This is a genomic window from Streptococcus sanguinis (assembly GCF_020729725.1).
Lineage (GTDB): Bacteria > Bacillota > Bacilli > Lactobacillales > Streptococcaceae > Streptococcus > Streptococcus sanguinis_V.
Genome location: NZ_JAJEPA010000005.1, coordinates 17686 through 38138 on the forward strand (window position 1 = coordinate 17686; position 20453 = coordinate 38138).

The following is a 20453-nucleotide window of genomic DNA, read 5'->3' on the forward strand; positions in this document are numbered from 1 at the left end:
AAAATTGTTGGAATTAATAGAAAGAATCGAAAGCTTCAGCTGGCTAATGACTGTCCTGCTCCTAAGTCAGTTTGATAGTTAAAGAGGGTAACTTTATATCTTCATGCTTTTAATTTTCTCTTCATCCGGTGTGACGCGCAGGGTTTTCTGGCCCGTATAGGTGACAAATCCTGGCTTTCCACCGGTTGGTTTGTTGAGCTTTCTAGTCTCAATCATATCTACTTGGACCAGATTGGAGAGTCTAGCTTTGGAAAAATAGGCTGCTAACTCGGCAGCGTCTGTCTTGACTTCATCGCTGGGCTGAAGATTGCCTGTGATGACCACATGACTACCTGGAATATCCTTGGCGTGAAACCAAAGCTCGTCCTTCTTGGCCATCTTAAACGTCAGCTCGTCATTTTGTAGATTATTGCGTCCAACTAGGATAATAGTTTGGCCATCTGTTGCCAAATATTTCTCCGGTTTCTGTCTTTTGTGGATTTTCTCTCTTTGGCGTCGGCGGATAAAGCCAGTCTGGATTAGTTCCTCCCGAATTTCTGCAATTTCAGTCAGGATGGCCTGAGAAAGGGCTGTTTCCACGCTCTCTAGGTAGAGAATCGTAGTCCGTGTCTCCTCAATCAAGCTGGTCAGGTGTTTGACGGCTTCCTTGAGCTTCTGGTAACGTTTGAAATAGCGCTGGGCATTTTGGTTGGGAGTCAGGGCCTTGTCAAGCGAGATGATAATCTTCTCACCTGTATAGTAATTATCCAACTCAACCTGGTCCTGATCGTTAGGTACCTGATGGAGAAAGGTAGTTAAGAGCTCCCCTTTTTGACGGAATTCCTCTGCATTCTCCGTTGCTAGAAGTTCTTCCTCTTGCTTAACCAGCTTTTTTCGGTTCTTTTCCAACTCATTTTCTACTCGACGAATCAGTTCGCTAGCCTGCTGGTTGACTCGATCTCGCTCAGCCTTGTCCTTATAGAAAGTGTCCAAAAGCTCGGATAGCGTGGACATTTGGGTCTTGCTGTCGGAAAATAGCAGAGCAGAGAAGGATTTTTCGGTCAGGCTTGGCTGAGTTGGACTGGCAAAAAATGCACGGAAAGTTTTGAGCTTGTCAGCTGTCAGACGGCCACTGAGCTCAGTAGCCGTATCTCGGCCCAATCCCTGAAAAATCTGCTGCAGGCGTTTGGGCTCTAAGTCTTCAGTATGTAAGATTTCAAAGAGCTTTTCATCACCCACAGCGAAAGGATTGAGACTGCCTGTCTGAGGCGGTGCGACATAGGTTGAGCCAGGCAGGATCGTTCGATAGCTATTTTGTGAAAATCCGACATGTTTGATGGCCTCAATAATCTTACCGCTAGCCTTGTCCAAGAGAATGATATTGCTGTGCTTGCCCATGATTTCGATGACCAGAGTCACAGCCACGCTATCGCCGATTTCGTTCTTATTGGAGACGCTGATTTCCAAAATCCGGTCATTCTCCACCTGCTGGATTGCTTCAATAACAGCGCCCTGCAGGTATTTGCGCATCACCATGATAAAGGTATTGGGAACAGCTGGATTTTCAAACGTGGTATCTGTCAGCTGGACGCGCCCAAAGACCGAGTGGGCTGATAGTAGCAGCTTGTGGCTTTGGCGGTTGCTGCGAATCTGTAAAACCAGCTCCTGTTCAAAGGGCTGATTAATCTTCTGAATACGGCCGCCCAGCAATTCGCGGCGGAGCTCCTCTGTCATGTGGTGTAAAAAAAATCCGTCGAAAGACATGTTTTTCTCCTTGAAAGTTGCTAAAGAAAATTATAACAAAAAACCAAGCTAAAAGCTTCTAAAGTCTCGTCAAAAAGCAATTTAATTTTTTCCTATAACTGCCTCTATAAACCAAATCCGAACATTTTATAAAAATTTTCAAAAAGGTCTTGACATCCTTTCAGGAAAAACTTAAAATATAGGAAATTAGAAAAGTAGTAGATGTATTTGTTTTTAGCGAGCTTGTGGTTGGTGGAAATGAGCAGCAAATCTTTACGAAATTGGGCTAATTGATAAAATGAATTTGAAACAATAAGAATTCGGTAGGCACACCTTACAGTGCAGCTTGTTTGATGACAAGACAGAGATATGGGGAATATTAGTTATTTTCCATAATTGAGGTGGCACCGCGATTTACGCCCTCACACAGAGTACCTGTGTGAGGTTTTTTGTTGCTTATTATAAAAAACAAGGAGAATTGCCTATGTTTAAACGATGGCGTCCCTAGGGATTAAACAGAAAAAATATAAAACATAGAAATGGGGAAAGAACATGAAAAACAAACGATTAATCACTATCTTAGGCCTTCTGGCCGTTTTGGCAATCGGTGGGATAGTCTATTCCAGCCTGAACAGTAAAGGCAATACTACTAAGACTAGTAGTGATAGTCAGACAGTCAAGGTCGGCGTGCTGCAGTATGTCAGCCACCCTTCACTGGATTTGATTTACAAAGGAATCCAGGATGGTCTGGCTGAGGAAGGTTATAAGGGCGACAAGATTAAGATTGACTTTATGAATGCTGAGGGCGATCAGAGTAAGGTTTCTACTATGAGCAAGCAGCTGGTGTCCAATGACAATGATGTGCTGATTGGGATTGCGACTCCGTCTGCACAAGGACTGGCTGCAGCTACTAAGGACAAGCCTATTGTCATGGGAGCTATCACAGATCCGGTCGGAGCAAACCTAGTGAAAAATCTGGACAAGCCCGGGGGCAATATCACTGGTGTCTCTGACCGCAATCCAGCTAAGCAACAGTTAGAGCTGATTAAAAAGTTGACTCCAGATGTTAAGACTATCGGTGCGCTATATTCTAGCAGCGAAGACAACTCCAAAGCTCAGGTAGAAGAATTCAAAAAATTGGCTGAAGAGGCAGGCTACAAGGTAGAGGAATACTCTGTTCCTTCGACCAATGAAATTGCTTCAACCATGAATGTCATGACAGGCAAGGTTGACGCTATCTGGATTCCAATTGACAATACCATTGCGTCAGCTTTTGCGACAGTTGTATCCAGCAATAAAGAAACTAAGAAACCAATTTATCCAAGTGCGACAGCCATGGTTGAAGAAGGAGGCCTTGCCTCTGTCGTTGTAGACCAGTATGACCTAGGTGTTGCGACTGGTAAAATGGCAGCTAAAGTCCTTAAAGGTGCTAAACCTGCTGACACTGCAGTAGATATTTTCGATACAGGTAAATCTGTCATTAATACAAAAAATGCCAAAGAACTTGGCATTACAGTACCAGAAGATGTCCTCAAAGAAGCAGGTCAGGTTATTAAATAGAAAGAAGGAAGTCTGTTGCTTGACAGGCTTCTTTTTCTCGATAGTCTCTTTTTGTAAATTCTTTAACTGAGCTTGCGAAATGTTTAGAAATCTGTTAGAATGAAATATAACTGAATAGCAATCCGCAAGACCAGTAACCTAGGGGAAGTTTAACAGGGAGGGGAGCCATCGACTGAAAGCTCTCTAGATGAAAGCTAGGTGAATTCACTTGCTCAAGGATTGATAAGTAAGGTCTGGCTTGCCAGATAAAAAACGGATGGTACCGCGTGTCAACGCTCCGCTTATGGAGATTGGCGCGCTTTTTATTTTGGAGGGAAAATGACGAAAACGATTGAAGAACAACTAAAAAGTTTGCGTGAAGAGACTCTAGCTTCTCTCAAGCAGCTCAAGGCGGAGAATCAAAAGGAACTGCAAGACTTGCGTGTAGCTGTCTTAGGTAAGAAAGGTTCGCTGACTGAAGTCCTGAAAGGGATGAAAGATATCTCAGCTGAAATGCGGCCGATTATCGGGAAGCATGTCAATGAAGCGCGTGACATTCTGACAGCAGCCTTTGAAAAGACTGCACAAGAGATGGAAGAGCAATTAGTAGCTCTGAAACTGGCTGAAGAATCCTTGGATGTGACCCTGCCCGGTCGTCAAATTCCGGTAGGGAACCGACATATTCTCAGCCAAACTAGCGAGGAAATCGAAGATATTTTCATCGGGATGGGCTATCAGGTTGTGGACGGCTTTGAAGTGGAGAAGGATTATTACAACTTTGAGCGGATGAATCTGCCTAAGGACCACCCGGCTCGGGATATGCAGGACACTTTCTACATTACAGAGGAGATCCTGCTCAGAACCCACACCAGTCCGGTGCAGGCGCGAGCTATGGACGCTCATGACTTTTCTAAAGGGCCACTCAAGATGATCTCACCGGGGCGCGTTTTCCGTCGGGATACCGATGATGCGACTCACTCCCACCAATTTCATCAGATTGAAGGCCTGGTGGTTGGAGAAAATATTTCCATGGCCAACCTGCAAGGAACGCTGCAACTGATTGTCCAGAAGATGTTCGGCCAAGACCGCAGTATCCGTCTGCGTCCGTCATACTTCCCATTCACAGAGCCTTCTGTTGAAGTGGATGTTTCCTGCTTTAAGTGTGGCGGTGCTGGCTGTAATGTCTGCAAGAAGACCGGCTGGATTGAAATTATGGGAGCTGGTATGGTGCATCCGCGCGTGCTGGAAATGAGCGGTATTGATGCAGAGAAATACTCTGGATTTGCCTTTGGTCTTGGTCAAGAGCGGGTAGCTATGCTTCGCTACGGTATCAACGATATTCGTGGCTTCTACCAAGGAGATATTCGTTTTTCTCAGCAGTTTAAGTAGAAACCTGTATTCATAGATGCAGCTTTTCTGAGAAAGGAGTGCAGTATGCTAGTCAGAGTAAAAAGAGAAGAAGCGAGCCTCCTTCGGGAGTTGGAAGTCGCGACCTATCAAGAAACCTTTGGTCCATTTATCAAGGAAGCTGATATGGCTCATTATTTTGACAATGAGCTGTCGCTTGCAACTATCGAAAAGGAACTGGCAGATCCTGAGTCAGAGACTTATTTTGTTGTCAAAGACAGCGAAATTGCTGGTTTTCTCAAGTTTAACTGGGGACAAGCTCAAACGGAGCAGGAACTGCCACAGGCCTTTGAGGTTCAGCGAATCTATGTCTTGAAAGTCTATCATGGTCAAGGTTTGGGCAAGGAAATGTTTGAATTTGCCTTAGAAGAAGCCGAGAAACGAGGCTTTGACTGGGTCTGGCTGGGCGTCTGGGAAAAGAATTTTAGAGCTCAAGATTTTTACTTCAAATACGGCTTTGAAAAATTTAGCCAGCACGACTATATCACTGGTGAGACGGTGGACACAGACTGGCTGCTGCGCAAGAAATTGAAATAAACAAGAAAATTTAAAGATAGGAAATGGTACGACCTAAAAGCTCGAAATTTAGATGATTTGCTTATGAAATCAGGATTTCAGACAAATCCCTAAAATTTGGTTGGTCAAGTTCCTCAGCGATAGAATAGAGAAAGGAATTGAACCCGGGCTAAAAACTCGGAAAAAAGATAGATTTGTGACCATTCATCGAATGCTTAGCAAATCTCCTATTTTTCAGTCGTTTTTGACGCCCTTGGTATCTTAAATATGCTAGTAAGTTATAAGTGGTTAAAAGAGTTAGTAGACATTGATGTGGCGAGCGCTGAGCTGGCTGAGAAAATGTCAACGACAGGAATTGAAGTGGAAGGTGTAACATCACCAGCTGCTGGCCTGTCTAAAATTGTTGTTGGTGAGGTGGTATCATGTGAGGATGTTCCTGATACCCACCTGCATGTCTGTCAAGTCAATGTCGGAGAAGAGGAGAACCGTCAGATTGTCTGTGGTGCTCCAAATGTTCGCGCAGGCATCAAGGTTATGGTGGCTTTGCCAGGTGCTCGCATTGCCGACAATTATAAGATTAAAAAAGGGAAAATCCGAGGCTTGGAGTCACTGGGTATGATCTGTTCTCTTGGTGAGTTGGGCATTTCTGATTCTGTCGTGCCAAAGGAATTTTCGGATGGCATTCAAATCCTGCCTGAAGAAGCAGTGCTAGGTGAGGAAGTCTTCTCTTATCTGGACTTGGACGATGAGATTATCGAGCTTTCCATCACACCAAATCGGGCAGATGCTCTGTCTATGCGTGGGGTGGCTCATGAAGTGGCTGCCATCTATGACAAGTCAGTACATTTTAAAGATTTTCCGCTGGTGGAAAATGAAAAGCAAGCAGGTGACAGGCTATCAGTGGCTCTTGAAACCGAGAAAGCCCCTTACTACGCAGCTCGTATCTTGGAAAATGTCACTATTGCCCCAAGTCCTCAGTGGCTGCAAAATCTCCTCATGAACGAAGGAATCCGTCCCATTAACAATGTAGTGGACGTGACCAACTACATCCTGCTCTACTTTGGTCAGCCTATGCATGCCTTTGATCTGGATACATTTGAGGGTGACCAGATTGTCGTGCGGGAAGCGCGTGCTGGTGAAAAGCTGGTGACGCTGGATGGCGAAGAGCGCGAGCTGGAAGTCAGCGACCTAGTTATTACTGTGGCAGATAAGCCAGTGGCTTTGGCTGGTGTCATGGGCGGAGCAGCGACTGAAATTTCCGGTAAGTCCACTCGTGTTGTTCTGGAGGCGGCTGTTTTTGATGGAAAATCAATCCGCAAGACTAGCGGTCGCCTTAACCTGCGCTCAGAATCATCTTCCCGCTTTGAAAAGGGCATCAATGTGGCAACTGTTAATGAGGCGATGGATGCGGCAGCAAGCATGATTGCGGACTTGGCAGGTGCAACCGTTCAGGCTGGTATCGTATCCGCTGGTAGCTTAGACACTAGTGATGTTGAAGTGGTGTCTAGTCTCGCGGATGTCAACCGAGTTTTGGGAACAGACTTGCTTTATACAGATATTGTGGATGTCTTCCGCAGACTTGGCTTTGGCTTGTCAGGAAATGCTGAACAGTTCACTGTCAGCGTGCCTCGCCGTCGCTGGGATATTTCAATCGAAGCAGACCTCTATGAAGAAATTGCCCGCATTTACGGCTATGACAAATTGCCAGCTAGCCTGCCAAAAGATGACGGAACTGCTGGTGAATTGACTGCAACGCAACAACTGCGCCGACAAGTGCGGACTTTAGCAGAGGGAGCTGGGCTGACAGAAATCATCACCTACGCTTTGACGACGCCAGAAAAGGCGGTTGAGTTCACTCTCAATCCTAGCAACTTGACTGAGCTCATGTGGCCGATGACAGTGGAGCGCTCTGTTCTTCGTCAGAACATGGTTTCTGGGATTTTGGACTCCCTAGCCTACAATGTGGCTCGTAAAAATAAGAACCTATCTCTCTATGAGATTGGAAAAATCTTTGAGCAGACTGGCAATCCTAAGGAAGACCTGCCAAATGAAATCAATAGCTTTGCCTTTGCTTTGACAGGTCTGGTTAACGAAAAAGACTTCCAGACCAAGCCAGTAGCAGTTGATTTCTTCTATGCTAAGGGTGTAGTGGAAGCACTCTTTGCTAAGTTGGGCTTGACAGCTGAATACGCGGCTAGCAGCCAGATTAAGAGTTTGCATCCTGGTCGGACTGCTTTAATCTCTATCAATGGCCAGCCTGTCGGCTTTGTCGGTCAAGTCCATCCTGCGACAGCCAAGGCTTACGATATTCCTGAAACTTATGTGGCTGAACTCAACTTGTCTGCTATTGAAGAGCAGCTTCAGCCAGCCCAGCCATTTACAGAAATCACCAAATTCCCAGCTGTCAGCCGTGATGTGGCCCTTTTGCTCAAGGCAGAAATCACTCACCAAGAGGTCCTTGATGCAATCCAAGCTGCTGGTGTTAAGCGCTTGACAGATATTAAGCTCTTTGATATCTTCTCTGGGGACAAGCTGGGTGTCGGCCTCAAATCCATGGCCTACAGCCTGACTTTCCAAAATCCAGAAGCCAGCCTGACTGACGAAGAAGTGGCTAAATACATGGAAAAAATCGAAAAATCCCTGACCGAAAAACTCGGAGCAGAGGTACGTTAATGAACGATTCCCCAGTCATGTGATTGGGGATTTTGATTAATACTCTTCGAAAACCTATTCAAATCATAGTTGATTTGCAGTTTCGCTTAGCTTTCTGTCTTGGCAAGGTTATTACTGGGTTGCGAGCAATGATGCAGACGAAACGAGGAGTATTCGAAATTGAAAATCAATAGGAAAAGTAATCATGGAAAATTCAAACCAAATATCCCAATGTCAGAATCTTTGGGCTAGAAATAAGTATCTGGTTCTCAGTCATTCCAGTAAGGTCTATCTGGGAATCCGCCAATACCTGAAAAGTGACTCGGTGGAAGCGGCACATGTTCAAGGCTTGATTGACCAGGCGGTAGCCCTGCCTGAAAATCGCGGTCAGGTCAGCAATGCCTTTCAGCATGTTTGGGGCTATTTTAAGAAAAAAGCCAGTACGATTGAAAAAGAAGATTTTATGCATCTTTTGCTTCGTTACCAATCCGGTCAGGCTGAGCAGAAAGACTTGGTAAGAGTTGTAAGGAACCTGCTAGTCAAGTATCCCAACCCTTATCTGCAGCAGTCGACCTTGATATTTGGGAATGAGGCATGAAGTTCTGGAATTGGGGAAGAATCGTAAAATTGTTCCTCTAGAAGCTTTGAGGATAATGCTAGCTATTATCAAAGAGACCACAATTGATTTTAAAAGCATTGAAAAAAGCGGTCATACCGCTTTTTTGCTTATTATCCCCAGAATTTCTGGGCGATTTCTTGGCCTTGTTTGATTTTGGCCCATTGTTGTTCAATGGTGAGTTCATTTCCAGAGTCACAAGAGGCAAAGCCGCATTGGTGGGAGAGCAGGAGACGCTCTTTCGGTAGAACGGTTGCTGCTTTCTCGAGGAGGTCTAGGACACGCTTTTCATCATCCAAGCCTGTCGTCTTACTAGAGAGCAGTCCTAAAACGACTTCTGCATCCTTGTCTTTCAAAGCTGCTAGGGCTGATACATCACCCGCTACATCACTGTCCCACTCTAGGAAGTAGCGATCATAGTGTTGGTCGCGCAGGAATTTTTCCGTGATAGCTTCGTAGGTGCCTTCAGCAGCAGAGCGGCTTTCGTAGTTGCCACGGCAGTTGTGGGTCCAGACAGTCAGTCCTAGCTCATGGGCATAGTCAACAACTTCGTTATTAATAGCGACAAATTCGTCTGCCAGGTCAGCAAGACTAGCATTGCCCTCCGCAAAGAAGCTAGCAGGATTGGACTCGTCAAAAAGCTCCCAGAGGCAGTCGTCAAACTGGATAATCTGTCCGCCAGCAGCCTTATAGTCGTCCAAAAATTCCTTATAGGCCTGTATCAAGCCTTTTTTCAAATCTTCATTGGTCTCGTAAACTTGTCCTGGTCCAGCCAAGCGGTCAAAGACTGCTAACTCAGTATAAGCATGGGCAGGTCCCCAGACAGTCAGCTTGGTATCCTCACCATCTGCCTCTTCCTTGACTAGCTTATAAATCTCAATAAAGTGATGATTTTTTCCAGAGAGTGGTGCTGTGATGCGGATACCAATATCCTTGCGGGTCTCGTATTGCCCGCCGTCATGGTCTTTGAAGGTATAGCCGTGGTCAGCAATGTAGCGCTCGATTCCCTTAAGTCCCCAGACAAAGTCCAGATGCCACATAGACTTGGAGTATTCTCCATCCGTCAGGATGTCAATACCCTTAGCCTTTTGCTCAGCGATAATCTCCTTGATGTCAGCTGTCTCCGTCTCATGGTAGCCTGGGAAGCTGTCGTAGAAGGGGTATTGAATGTCGTCGCGGTGCTCAATTTCTGTTTTATACTGGCGGAGATTTTCTGGGCGCAGAAGAGATCCAACCAGTTGAAATTTTGATTTTGTCATAAGATTTCTCACTTTCATTAGGGATTACGGTCTATTGTATCGAAAATTTCTCGGCAAATAAAATAGTTAATTATACTGGTAGAGTATAGCCGAAAACTATTGCTAGCGCTTCCTGAAATTTGTCTTTCAAGATCAAAGAATCTTCTCTATCACTGTTTCCTGAGGCTGAAGCCCTAATCGCTCATAGAAACGCAGGGCTCCGACATTGTCGTTCCAAACATTGAGAGTCAGATTATAGCAGTCGATTTTCCGAGCATAGTCTTCTGCAAAGCGATAAAGCTGCTCGCCGACCTTTTGCCTTCTGGCTTTCTCATCCACACATAAGTCCTCAATAAAAAGTGTTTTGATGGGATTGAGTATAGGACTGACAGGTTCCTTGATGGAGCAAAAGAGGTGACCGAGGATTCCTCCAGCTTCATTTTCAAAGACAAAAATAGGGGTGGATTCTTGACCCAGAATCTTCTCTAATTCTTCATTGCTAAACTTGCTGCCCTTGGCCTTGAAAATGTCCGGACGAGCCTGATGGTGGACAAGCAAGATTTGCTGAAGGAGTTCTTGGAGTTCAGGAATATCGCTGACTTGGGCTTTTCTGATTGGCATGATCTTCTCCTTTTATCTTTTTAAGAATCATTATACGACAGGGAACTATTTTGTCAAGAGAGTTCGAAAAGACTAAGAGAACAAGTAGCGTCTGAATTGCAAATGTCAATCAGAGTGACTCATTTCCTTTAGGTGTATTTTCCTTATAATAAAAACTGCTAGGTGTATTTTCCTTTTAATAAAAACTGCTTTTTCTTGACAAATGAAACAGACAAGTGTAGAATATAAGTATAAACTACAAATGTAGAAAAAGGAGAAAGCGATATGACTATTACAAAAAAAGCCTTTATCGGAATTCTATCTCTGACAGCAGCAGTCCTATTGGCTGCTTGCTCAGGCAATACCAACCAAGGAGGGAATACTAGTTCATCACAGAATACGCAAGACCAGACATCACAATCTGCGCAAAATCAGACTTCGCAGTCATCAGCTGCATCTTCCTCTAATCAGCCTTCGTCATCATCAAATGCAGGGCAGGCTACTAATCTAGACGGGCGCTATCAAGCAACCGACCATGATGGTGACCAGCACGTCCTAGAAATCAATGGTACGACTGGTACTTGGACTGAGACCGAGGTTGATGGCAGTAAGGAGATCAAGCAGGTACAAGTAGATGCTGCTAACCAAAGACTGATAGTTGGTGATGATGCTAAAAGCTATCGCCAAAATGGCAATCAGCTGATTGTGGACGAATTGGATGATGATCCAGATACTCTGACCTTTACCAAGCAGTAAAGCGCTTCTCATTCTGCTCAGGACAACAGGATGAGCAGTGAGGAATTAAACTAGGAAACTCTGAGAATGGAGTTTCCTTTTTTTATAAAAATTTTATCTTAAATGATATCAAATATTTGACTTGAAGGGTGCTTTAAGTTGTATAATAGTTGCAATAAAGATATCAAAGGAGAAGAAACGATGAAATTGGCAGTTTATACAAAAGCGGGCCAAGTTGGCCTAGCAGAAATTGGTCGCCCGCAAATTGAGGCAGCAGATGATGCTATTATCCGCATTGTCCGTACTTGCGTTTGCGGATCGGATCTCTGGAGTTATCGTAATCCAGATATTGAATCCGGCCATCAAAATAGTGGGCACGAAGCCATTGGAATTGTCGAAGAAATCGGAGAGGCTATTACAACGGTCAAACCGGGAGATTTTGTCATTGCACCTTTCACCCATGGCTGTGGGGAGTGTGATGCCTGTCGCGCTGGCTATGATGGGACTTGTGACCGCCATATTGGCACCAATTGGTCTAATGGGGTGCAAGCGGAGTACATTCGCTTCGAATATGCCAACTGGGCTCTTGTCAAAATTCCGGGTCAGCCTTCTGATTATACAGAAGGCATGCTCAAATCCCTCTTGACACTGGCTGATGTCATGCCGACTGGCTATCATGCTGCGCGAGTGGCAGATGTTAAGCCTGGTGATAAGGTGGTCGTGATTGGTGATGGAGCTGTGGGGCAATGCGCTGTGATTTCTGCTAAAATGCGTGGCGCTTCCCAAATCGTTCTTATGAGCCGTCACGAAGATCGACAAAAGATGGCCTTGGAATCAGGTGCGACAGCTGTTGTGGCTGAACGTGGCGAAGAAGGAATTGCCAAGGTCCGTGAAATCCTTGGTGGTGGTGCAGATGCAGCTCTGGAATGTGTCGGAACAGAAGTAGCCGTAGATCAAGCCCTTGGGGTTCTTCACAATGGTGGACGTTTAGGTTTCGTTGGTGTTCCTCATTACAATAACCGTGCGCTCGGTTCTACCTTTGCTCAAAACATTACAGTGGCAGGCGGAGCAGCCTCTGTCACAACTTACGACAAGCAAATCTTGCTCAAGGCAGTTCTTGATGGTGATATTAATCCAGGCAAGGTCTTTACTTCAAGCTACAAACTGGAAGATATTGATCAAGCTTATAAAGATATGGATGAACGCAAGACCATTAAGTCCATGATTGTCTTTGATTAGGTAAAGAAGAAAACAGTCTTGCTGCGGTCTCTTTAAGATGGCAGTAGGCTGTTTTTGTATGGCTTGATAGGTATTTTTTAGGAAAGGGAATTCATTCTTTATGTTCTCTACACCAAGCTATCCACCTTGACCATTCGGCGGCCAGGTGGAGCTGGTGTTCTTTGATAAGGCTGTCTGGACAAAGGCTGGGGAATTCGACGCAGAATCGGGCTTCTAGACCTTTTTCTGTGTCGCGAAACTGATGGCGAATACCACCGATATTGCAACCATTCGCTAGACTGGCAGCACCAGCAGTTTGGAAGGGATAAGATGAATCACGAGGCTCCTCTATCTCGGCTTCACCACCAAGATTAAGAAAAAACTGTGTCGGCAGAGGGCTATTTCCTGCTGTCTCAATGACTTCCAGTTTACCGCCGTGTGTCTGCATGGCATAATGGTCTGGACAGGCACCAAGATTGACGCTTTTATGAACATTTGTCTTTTCTAACATCAATTTTTCTAGCCATTTACTGAAAGAAGCAATAGTCAGTTCACTTGCAAAAATCGTGATGATAGCTCTTTTTCGTGGTTTCTTGGACCATTTGGCGGCCCATTTCATTAAATATTGGCTCCATTTGAGTTTGGTTCCGAATTGCTGGATTAGCTCTTCGTATGTCAGCTTCATTTTTGCTTCCAGTAGGGCTTGGTCTAAAATCTCCGTGTTGTCAGTATTGGGCAGCTGTAGATTAAGTATCTTGGCTGCTTTATGGATTCTCTTCTTCCGCCAGTGCTCAATTCTTTCTTGACTGACTTCCTTTTGATTGATCATAATCTTCATCTTTTAATCCTCTTGTTCTTGTCTTCTGCTTATATTTATTATATAGTGGGAGCTGGATGGCATACAAGCATCAATTTTAGATAGACTGTTGCATTTTGAGGTGAATGGTATGTATGAGAAAAAAAGAAGAGAGACAGAAAAGCGGATAGAGACTAGCTTGCTGCAGTTGATGAAAGAGCAGACTTTTGAGAGCATCAGTATTCGCCAATTGATTGACTTGGCAGAGATGAATCGAAGTACTTTTTATCGGCATTATTTGGATAAATATGATCTGCTGGAGAAGATAGAAGACCGCTTGCTAGGTGATTTGCAGGCCTATTATCAAGAGGTTCTAGAATCTGCCTGCTTGTTCAAGTTAGAAAAGGATTTTAAAGTGGAAGACTATATCCATGAGAAACAGAATCTTTTTTATTTTTTTGAGCCTTACTTGGAAGACTTAGCCATTCTTTTAGGGCCAAATGGCTGTCCGACTAGTTCGTGGCGGTTGCAGGAAGCTCTGAAGGAGATTTTCTGTCAGAGTATTTCCTTGGCAAATCCACATTTAGAGGAGGTAGAGGCGGACTTGCTCCTGAATCATCAAGCTGCGTCCTTTATGGGAACTCTGACTTACTGGCTGGCTCATCCTCGCTATAAGGCTCAGCAAATGAGTGTTTTTCATGCTAGGGTGACCGCTGTTGGTCTGGCAGGTTTTGTCAGAGAGCATATGGAGGGGGATTGACAGGATAGTTTTTCCAGTTTGCTTCTTTATGGTATAATAGTCTGGAATATCTCAAAGGAGGACAGCTTTGTTTTTAGCTTTTAAAGAGATTGTCTATAGCCGTGGGCGTTATCGTTTAGTGGTTGCTGTGGTCTTTCTCATTACCTATATGGTTTTCTTTTTATCTAGTCTTTCCGTCGGTTTGGCTAGGCTCAATCGCTTGGCTTTGGACCAATGGCAGGCTGAGTCGATCGTTTTGTCGGAGTACGCAAATAAGAATCTAATAGCTTCGACTCTCAAGGAAGAGGAATACAGCCGCCTGCTTCAAGGGGACTCAATCGCTGCTTTGGGACAAACGTCAGCAGTGGCCAATTATGAAGATGGGACTGATAAACTCAATGCTCAGGTTTTTGGTCTCTCTTGGGATAGTTTTCTAGCGCCTGACATTATTGAGGGACGTCCTGCTGAGACTGCTTATGAAGTCATTGCGGATAAGCGTCTGCAGCAAAAAGGTGTGAAACTAGGCGACCAGCTTCAGCTTAATGGAAGTGAGCGCCTCTATCAGGTTGTTGGTTTCACAGAGGATAATAGCTTCTTTACGCAACCTGTAATTTTTATGGATCTAGATGATTTCAGGGAATTAAAGTACGGCTCTAGTCAGGTTAAGAATATCAGTGCACTTGTGGTCAAGGATGGTCAGAAGATTGAAGAAGCTGGACTTAGTCAGCTCTCTATGAGCGATTTTATAGAAAATATCCCTGGTTATCAGCCTCAGGTACTGACTTTTTCCTTTATGATTGGGGCCATGGTTCTGATTACATTTTTGGTATTGGGAATTTTTATGTACATCATTACCATCCAAAAGACGCATCTTTACGGTATTATGCGCGCCCAAGGGATTGCCAGTGGGAAGATTATTGCTTCTATTTTTTGGCAGATTTTCATCCTGTCAACTCTGGGAATCAGCTTGGCAGTCTTGGCTCTCTTGGGAACCCAGCTAGTCTTGCCGGCTTCTATGCCTTTTTACAGTGACTGGAGAGCTTATGCTGGATTGATTGTCCTGATTGTGTTCATGTCACTGGCTGGCGGACTCTTGTCCATTCATCGGGTTCTGAAAATTGACCCTATCACAGCGATTGGAGGTGAGTAAATGTCAATCATAGAACTAAAAGGGGTTACAAAAGAATATGGTCAGGGGCATACGCTGGTCCAAGCCCTGAAACCAACTGATTTCCGATTGGAAGCAGGGCAGTTTGTAGCTATTATTGGGCCGTCAGGCTCGGGTAAAACAACCTTTCTTACCTTGCTGGGCCATTTGCAAACTCCCTCAAAAGGACAGATTTTGCTGCATGGGAAAGATACTTCCCAGCTCAAGGAAAAGGAACGGGCTGCTCTGCGTTTCAATGATTTTGGCTTTATATTGCAGGCTTCCAATCTCATCCCTTTTTTGAAAATCGAAGACCAGTTCCAGCTGATTGACCGCTTATCTAAAAAGAAAAGGACGGATCTAGACAGTCTGATTGAGTTGCTAGATCTACAAGGAACTCTCAAGCAGTATCCGAAAGAATTGTCCGGCGGAGAACGGCAGCGGGCTGCAATCGCCCGAGCACTTTACAATAGCCCTGATATTATCTTGGCTGATGAGCCGACAGCTAGTCTGGATACAGAACGGGCCAAGCGCGTGGTTCATCTGCTCAAAGAGGTGACCCAGAAATTCAATAAGAGCGTGGTCATGATTACTCACGATACCCGCCTGCTGGACGAGGTTGATAAGGTTTATGAAATGCAAGACGGAGTGCTGACTCAAGTTCGATAAAGCGTTAGAATGGTTTATGCAATCAAACAAAAAAAGGAGAGGACTATGATTCATTATAAAACAAATCCTCAGCTGGATTTTGCAGCAGTGCTAGACCTCTATGCTTCAGTTGGTTGGAGCAATTACACTAATCGACCTCAGCAGTTAGAGCAGGCATTCCATCATTCTTTGTTTGTGATGGCGGCCTATGATGAAGATAAGTTGGTTGGTTTGATTCGAGCAGTCGGAGATGGGCTTACCATTGTCTTTATTCAGGATTTGTTGGTGTATCCACACTACCAGCGTCAGGGGATTGGCCGAAGCCTTCTTCAGCAGACGTTGGAAAGATTTAAGGATGTTTACCAAATCCAGTTGGCAACGGAGCAATCAGATAAAAATCTAACTTTTTATCAAGAGCTCGGCTTTCGCCGACAGGAAGATTTCGACTGTACTGGCATGATTTATGCACCCAATAAAAAGTAAAATTCTATAGGAGTTTGTTAATAAGCTCCTTTTGTCATGTTTACAAGAAAAAAAGGAATAGAACTAGACCGATGAAAATATTTCTCGGTCTCTTTTGTTTTTCCTTGACAGTTGAATTATCAGAATTTATAATAAAGGAAGAAAGGTGATAACAGTGTTATCGAATTGAAAGCATGAAAAAAGAAACAGATGAGTTAAACGAAAAAATCTTGGAAAGCGCAAGGAGTGAGTTCTTGGCTTATGGCTATCAGGATGCTTCACTGCGGAGAATTTGTCACGCTGCTGGCTTGACGACTGGGGCTCTTTATAAGCGCTATGAGAGTAAGGACAGTCTCTTTGTTGCCCTGCTTGAGCCTACTCTGACAGCCTTAGACCAGTATGGACAAGAGCAGAAGCGACGTGACTATGCTTTCCTAGAAGAGGGACACCTGTCTGATATGTGGGCCCATCGCTTGGAGGATCTCCAGTCCCTGATGCGGATTCTCTATGAACATAAGGATATTATGCAGCTCTTGCTCTTTAAATCTCAGGGATCTTCGCAAGTGGACTTTAGGATGCGTCTGCCTCATTTGGCTGCAGACGAGACTTATCGCTATTTGGAGCTGGCATACAAAGAGGGTAAGAACAATCATTTGGTCAAACACGAGTTTCTGCGATCGTGCATGACAGCTTATTACACTGCTGTATTTGAGCCCTTGGCTCAAGACTGGCCCCAAGAGCAGGCGCTGGAATTTTGCCATTCCATCATGAACTTGTTTGACTGGGGAGGTTTGCTAGGTTTTTGATAGAAAGAAGGAAATTCTATGAAGAAAAAATCTGTCCTTGCTTGGATCTGGGACTTTGTTTCCCTTCATAAAATATATTTTGTGCTCAGTCTGATCTTTGCCTTTGCCTCTGTGCTTTCAGGATTTCTGCCTTATTTCTTTATTGGTGGAATGATTAATCAGCTCTTGGCTGGCAATAAAAACTGGGATTTCTACCTGCAGCAGTCAGCGTGGGCAGGTCTGGCCTGGATTGGCTACTGGGGATTCCATGGTATTTCCACCATGTTGTCGCATACGGCTACTTTTAAGATTTTAGCGGAAATGCGGCACCGCCTGACAGACAAGCTGGCTAGGCTGCCTTTAGGTACAGTGCTTAGTCAGTCATCAGGCAGTTATAAAAACATTATCGTTGAGCGGGTGGATGCGACCGAAACGACCTTGGCTCACCTGATTCCAGAGTTTACTGCTGGAATTTTTGGTCCGATTATTGTCCTCATTGCCATGCTGATCATTGATTGGCGGCTGACCTTGCTGTCTCTCCTGACTATTCCTATTGTGGTGCTGGCCTATGTTCGGATGGCTGCCAATAGCGAAGCGGACTATCAAAATACTCTTGTCAAGACCAAAAAGCTCAATGATACAGCGGTGGAATACATCAATGGGATTGAGGTTATCAAGGTCTTTGGCAAGGAAAAATTTTCTTATGATAAGTTTGTGACAGCTGCTAGAGAAGGAGCAGACTGCTTTATTGAGTGGATGCGCAAGTTCAATCTGGAGATGGGCATTGTGACTGCTTTTCTGCCATCAGGCTTGCTCTTTCTGCTTCCGGCTGGCTGTTATTTCTATCTGCAAGGCAGTTTGACTGCTGGCAATTTCATTCTGATGATTATTCTGTCGCTCAGTCTTCTGACTCCTCTGATTTTAGTGGCTAGCTATATGGACGATTTACGGAAAATCGGGACTATTTTTGGCCAAGTCATTGATATTTTGGAAAAGCCTGATTTGAAAAGGCCTCGGGAGCTGAGAGAACTTCCAAAAGGAAGGGATCTGGTCATGACGAATGTCAGCTTTGGCTATACAGATGAAGAGGAAGTACTGCATGGTATTTCGCTAGATATTCAGGCTGGCAGCATCAATGCTTTAGTTGGGCCATCAGGCTCAGGCAAGTCTACAATTGCCAAGCTTTTAGCTTCTTTCTGGGACGTCACTTCTGGTCAGATTACCTATGGTGGCTTGGACATTCGCCAGCTTCCGCTAGACTATTACAGTCTGCAGATTGCTTATGTGACACAGGATAACTATCTCTTTGATGAGACTATTATGGAAAATATCCGGATGGGAAATCCAGCAGCTTCTGATGAAGAGGTCACCGAAATTGCCCGTCGCTGTGGCTGTTATGACTTTATCATGAACTTAGAAGACGGGTTTGAAACTCAGGTCGGATCTGGCGGCGGCCATCTATCTGGTGGGGAGCGTCAACGGATTGCTATCGCCCGTGCCATGCTCAAGGATGCGCCGATTCTTATCTTGGATGAAGCGACTGCTTATACAGATCCGGAAAATGAAGCACGGATCCAGTCCAGTCTAGCTCGTCTGATTGAGGGACGGACCTTGATTGTCATTGCCCACAGGCTGTCTACGATTATGAGTGCAGACCAGATAGTCTTGGTCAATGATGGTCGGATTGAAGCTAGAGGTCGGCATGAAGAATTGCTGGCAGCCAGTCCGCTTTATACTTCCATGTGGCAGGCCCATATTGCTACCAAGGATAATAGTGAGATGGAAGGAGGGCTGACTCATGCTTAATATACTGAAGAAATTCTTTGATTTCTGTACGTCAGAGGACCGTAGGAAATTTTATCAATCCATTTATCTGGGCGTCATCAAGTCCTTTATCATCGCTCTGCGTATTCCAGCAATTGGCCTAGTCGTTATGGGACTGATTGAGAAGAATCTCTCTATGCAGACTTTCTGGCTGGCTCTGGGCATCATGCTGGTATCCACAGTGCTAAACGTCTGGATTACCCTGAAAATCACCATGCTGCAGACGGAAGCAGGCTATCATACCTGTGCTCAGAAGCGGATTGAAATTGCCGAACACATGCGCTATCTGCCCATGGGTTACTTTAATCAAAATAGCTTGGGCAAGATTACTAGTGTTACGACTAATACGCTGGAAGGGCTGTCTGATGTAGCTACGCGAGTGGTTATGATGACAGTGCAGGGATTTCTGACGACTGGACTCATCACTATTTTGGTCTTTCTCTATGACTGGCGGGTTGGACTGGTTCTCTTGGTGGGTCTCGTCCTCTTTCTCTTGCCAAATACCCTCATGCGTTGGCAAGTTGGCAAGGTTTCTGATGACAAGTATCAGGCGGATATGGACCTGGTAGCCGTTGTTTTGGAGTACAGCCAAGGGATTGTTGAAGTTAAGAACTACAATCTGGTCAACCGTTCTGCCAAGAAGCTGTCCAAGGCTATTGAAGGCAAGAGTCAGCTAGATACCAAAATGACACTCGTGACCTCACCTTACATTGCCCTCCAGGGCATGGTGACCAAGCTGACGGGTCTCTTTATGGGGCTTTTCTCTATCTACTTTTATCTCAATGGCAGTATGGAGCTGCTGGTAACCATTATGATGATTGTCAGTGGTTTTATGATTTATGAAAATCTAGACGGCGTTGGCTCTTTCTCTTCTCTCCTACGCATTGTTGATTTGTCGGTTGATATGGTCAATCAAGTCTTGGCTATCCAGCCGATGGACATCAGCGGTCAGGATATTGAGCCTAAAAGCAGCCGGATTGAGCTGAGAGATGTTAGCTTCTCTTATGGGAATAAGAAAATTATTGACCGGGTTTCCCTCACCATTCCAGAAAAAACGACAACTGCCCTGGTCGGACCTTCTGGCTCTGGCAAAACAACGCTCTGCAATCTCATTGCCCGCTTCTGGGATGTGGACCAGGGAAGTATCAGTTTGGACGGTCATGATGTCAAGGAGTACAGCTATGACAGCCTGATTCGCAATTTCAGCTTTGTCTTCCAAAGTGTCTATCTCTTTGAGGATACCATTGCCAATAACATTCGTTTTGGCAAGCCGGAGGCCAGTCAGGAAGAAGTGATAGAAGCTGCCAAGAAAGCAGCCTGTCATGACTTTATCCTCTCACTGCCTGATGGCTATGACACCAAGATTGGTGAAGGAGGTGCCAGTCTTTCTGGAGGTGAGCGCCAGCGCATTTCCATCGCACGGGCTATTATCAAGGATGCGCCTATTATCATTCTGGACGAAGCGACAGCCAATGTTGACCCAGAAAACGAAGAAGCCCTCATGCAGGCTATTCAGGCTCTGACTCGTGATAAGACCATTATCATGATTGCCCACCGACTCAAGACGGTTGAGCATGCAGACCAGATTTTGGTGCTGGATCAAGGCCGCATTGTTGAGCAAGGCAAACATCAAGACTTACTAGCCAAACAAGGCATTTACAGTAATTTTATCCAAGAAAGAAAAACAGCCGCCAGCTGGCGGATTGAGATGGGGGAGTGATAACCTGAAACAGCAAGTCACTTGGCTTGCTGTTTTTCATCTGAGAAAAGAATGGTATAATAAAACTATCTTTGCTAATCAAAATAAGA

Annotated in this window: 18 protein-coding genes and 1 other annotated feature; of the genes, 14 read left to right on the forward strand and 4 right to left on the reverse strand. The window is 44.9% G+C overall.

Features of this window, described 5'->3' with window-relative positions; translation table 11 throughout:
* Window positions 1-93: 93 nt before the first annotated feature.
* Window positions 94-1743, reverse strand: a complete 1650-nt coding sequence (gene fbpA, locus K4I03_RS00110; RefSeq protein WP_227963293.1) for an Rqc2 family fibronectin-binding protein FbpA — start codon at window positions 1741-1743, stop codon at window positions 94-96.
* Window positions 1744-1914: 171 nt separating this feature from the next.
* Window positions 1915-2149, forward strand: a binding site (T-box leader).
* A gap of 125 nt (window positions 2150-2274) precedes the next feature.
* Between fbpA and trpX the strand changes: the two genes are divergently transcribed.
* From trpX to K4I03_RS00135, 5 genes are all read left to right on the forward strand, one after another.
* Window positions 2275-3282 carry a tryptophan ABC transporter substrate-binding protein gene (trpX, locus tag K4I03_RS00115; RefSeq protein WP_227963294.1) on the forward strand — a complete coding sequence of 336 codons (1008 nt, stop codon included), beginning with the start codon at window positions 2275-2277 and terminating at the stop codon, window positions 3280-3282.
* A gap of 318 nt (window positions 3283-3600) precedes the next feature.
* Complete coding sequence (gene pheS, locus K4I03_RS00120) at window positions 3601-4650, forward strand: phenylalanine--tRNA ligase subunit alpha (RefSeq protein ID WP_002904274.1); 1050 nt, start codon at window positions 3601-3603, stop codon at window positions 4648-4650.
* Between the two features lie 45 nt (window positions 4651-4695).
* Window positions 4696-5205: a GNAT family N-acetyltransferase gene (locus K4I03_RS00125; RefSeq protein WP_227963295.1), complete on the forward strand. Its 510-nt coding sequence runs from the start codon at window positions 4696-4698 to the stop codon at window positions 5203-5205.
* A 246-nt stretch (window positions 5206-5451) separates the two neighbouring features.
* Window positions 5452-7857, forward strand: a complete 2406-nt coding sequence (gene pheT / locus K4I03_RS00130) for a phenylalanine--tRNA ligase subunit beta (RefSeq protein WP_227963296.1) — start codon at window positions 5452-5454, stop codon at window positions 7855-7857.
* Window positions 7858-8041: 184 nt separating this feature from the next.
* On the forward strand, window positions 8042-8434 hold the full coding sequence (locus K4I03_RS00135) for a YbgA family protein (protein WP_227963297.1): 393 nt from the start codon (window positions 8042-8044) through the stop codon (window positions 8432-8434).
* Between the two features lie 131 nt (window positions 8435-8565).
* Here K4I03_RS00135 and K4I03_RS00140 read toward each other — a convergent pair whose 3' ends face one another.
* Together K4I03_RS00140 and K4I03_RS00145 are read right to left on the reverse strand one after the other, a co-directional pair.
* Window positions 8566-9711, reverse strand: coding sequence for a cobalamin-independent methionine synthase II family protein (locus K4I03_RS00140; RefSeq protein ID WP_227963298.1), 1146 nt, complete (start codon window positions 9709-9711; stop codon window positions 8566-8568).
* A gap of 132 nt (window positions 9712-9843) precedes the next feature.
* A complete protein-coding gene (locus tag K4I03_RS00145) occupies window positions 9844-10311 on the reverse strand; it encodes a GNAT family N-acetyltransferase (RefSeq protein ID WP_002915456.1) in 468 nt (155 codons plus the stop codon).
* Between the two features lie 264 nt (window positions 10312-10575).
* On the opposite strand from K4I03_RS00145, the gene K4I03_RS00150 reads away from it, so the two are divergent.
* Together K4I03_RS00150 and K4I03_RS00155 are read left to right on the forward strand one after the other, a co-directional pair.
* A complete protein-coding gene (locus K4I03_RS00150; protein WP_227963299.1) occupies window positions 10576-11046 on the forward strand; it encodes an SP_0198 family lipoprotein in 471 nt (156 codons plus the stop codon).
* A gap of 180 nt (window positions 11047-11226) precedes the next feature.
* On the forward strand, window positions 11227-12264 hold the full coding sequence (locus tag K4I03_RS00155; RefSeq protein ID WP_227963300.1) for a zinc-binding dehydrogenase: 1038 nt from the start codon (window positions 11227-11229) through the stop codon (window positions 12262-12264).
* 91 nt (window positions 12265-12355) lie between these two features.
* Here K4I03_RS00155 and K4I03_RS00160 read toward each other — a convergent pair whose 3' ends face one another.
* The gene (locus K4I03_RS00160) at window positions 12356-13081 is read right to left on the reverse strand and encodes a hypothetical protein (RefSeq protein WP_223336724.1); all 726 of its coding nucleotides are present in this window, start codon (window positions 13079-13081) and stop codon (window positions 12356-12358) included.
* Window positions 13082-13190: 109 nt separating this feature from the next.
* Here K4I03_RS00160 and K4I03_RS00165 point away from each other — a divergent pair, with 109 nt between their 5' ends.
* The 7 genes from K4I03_RS00165 to K4I03_RS00195 all read left to right on the forward strand — a co-directional run bounded on the left by K4I03_RS00165 (window position 13191) and on the right by K4I03_RS00195 (window position 20364).
* Window positions 13191-13799: a TetR/AcrR family transcriptional regulator gene (locus K4I03_RS00165; protein ID WP_227963301.1), complete on the forward strand. Its 609-nt coding sequence runs from the start codon at window positions 13191-13193 to the stop codon at window positions 13797-13799.
* A gap of 67 nt (window positions 13800-13866) precedes the next feature.
* Window positions 13867-14928, forward strand: a complete 1062-nt coding sequence (locus K4I03_RS00170) for an ABC transporter permease (protein WP_002900595.1) — start codon at window positions 13867-13869, stop codon at window positions 14926-14928.
* Window positions 14929-15594, forward strand: a complete 666-nt coding sequence (locus K4I03_RS00175; RefSeq protein WP_227963302.1) for an ABC transporter ATP-binding protein — start codon at window positions 14929-14931, stop codon at window positions 15592-15594. It abuts the gene before it with no gap.
* Window positions 15595-15639: 45 nt separating this feature from the next.
* Complete coding sequence (locus K4I03_RS00180; RefSeq protein ID WP_227963303.1) at window positions 15640-16056, forward strand: GNAT family N-acetyltransferase; 417 nt, start codon at window positions 15640-15642, stop codon at window positions 16054-16056.
* 173 nt (window positions 16057-16229) lie between these two features.
* The gene (locus tag K4I03_RS00185; RefSeq protein WP_227963304.1) at window positions 16230-16841 is read left to right on the forward strand and encodes a TetR/AcrR family transcriptional regulator; all 612 of its coding nucleotides are present in this window, start codon (window positions 16230-16232) and stop codon (window positions 16839-16841) included.
* Window positions 16842-16859: 18 nt separating this feature from the next.
* A complete protein-coding gene (locus K4I03_RS00190; protein WP_227963305.1) occupies window positions 16860-18626 on the forward strand; it encodes an ABC transporter ATP-binding protein in 1767 nt (588 codons plus the stop codon).
* Window positions 18619-20364 (forward strand): ABC transporter ATP-binding protein, encoded by a 1746-nt coding sequence (locus tag K4I03_RS00195; protein WP_227963306.1) that lies wholly within the window; start codon window positions 18619-18621, stop codon window positions 20362-20364. The genes K4I03_RS00190 and K4I03_RS00195 overlap by 8 nt, the downstream gene beginning before the upstream one ends.
* The last annotated feature ends 89 nt before the right edge of the window (window positions 20365-20453 follow it).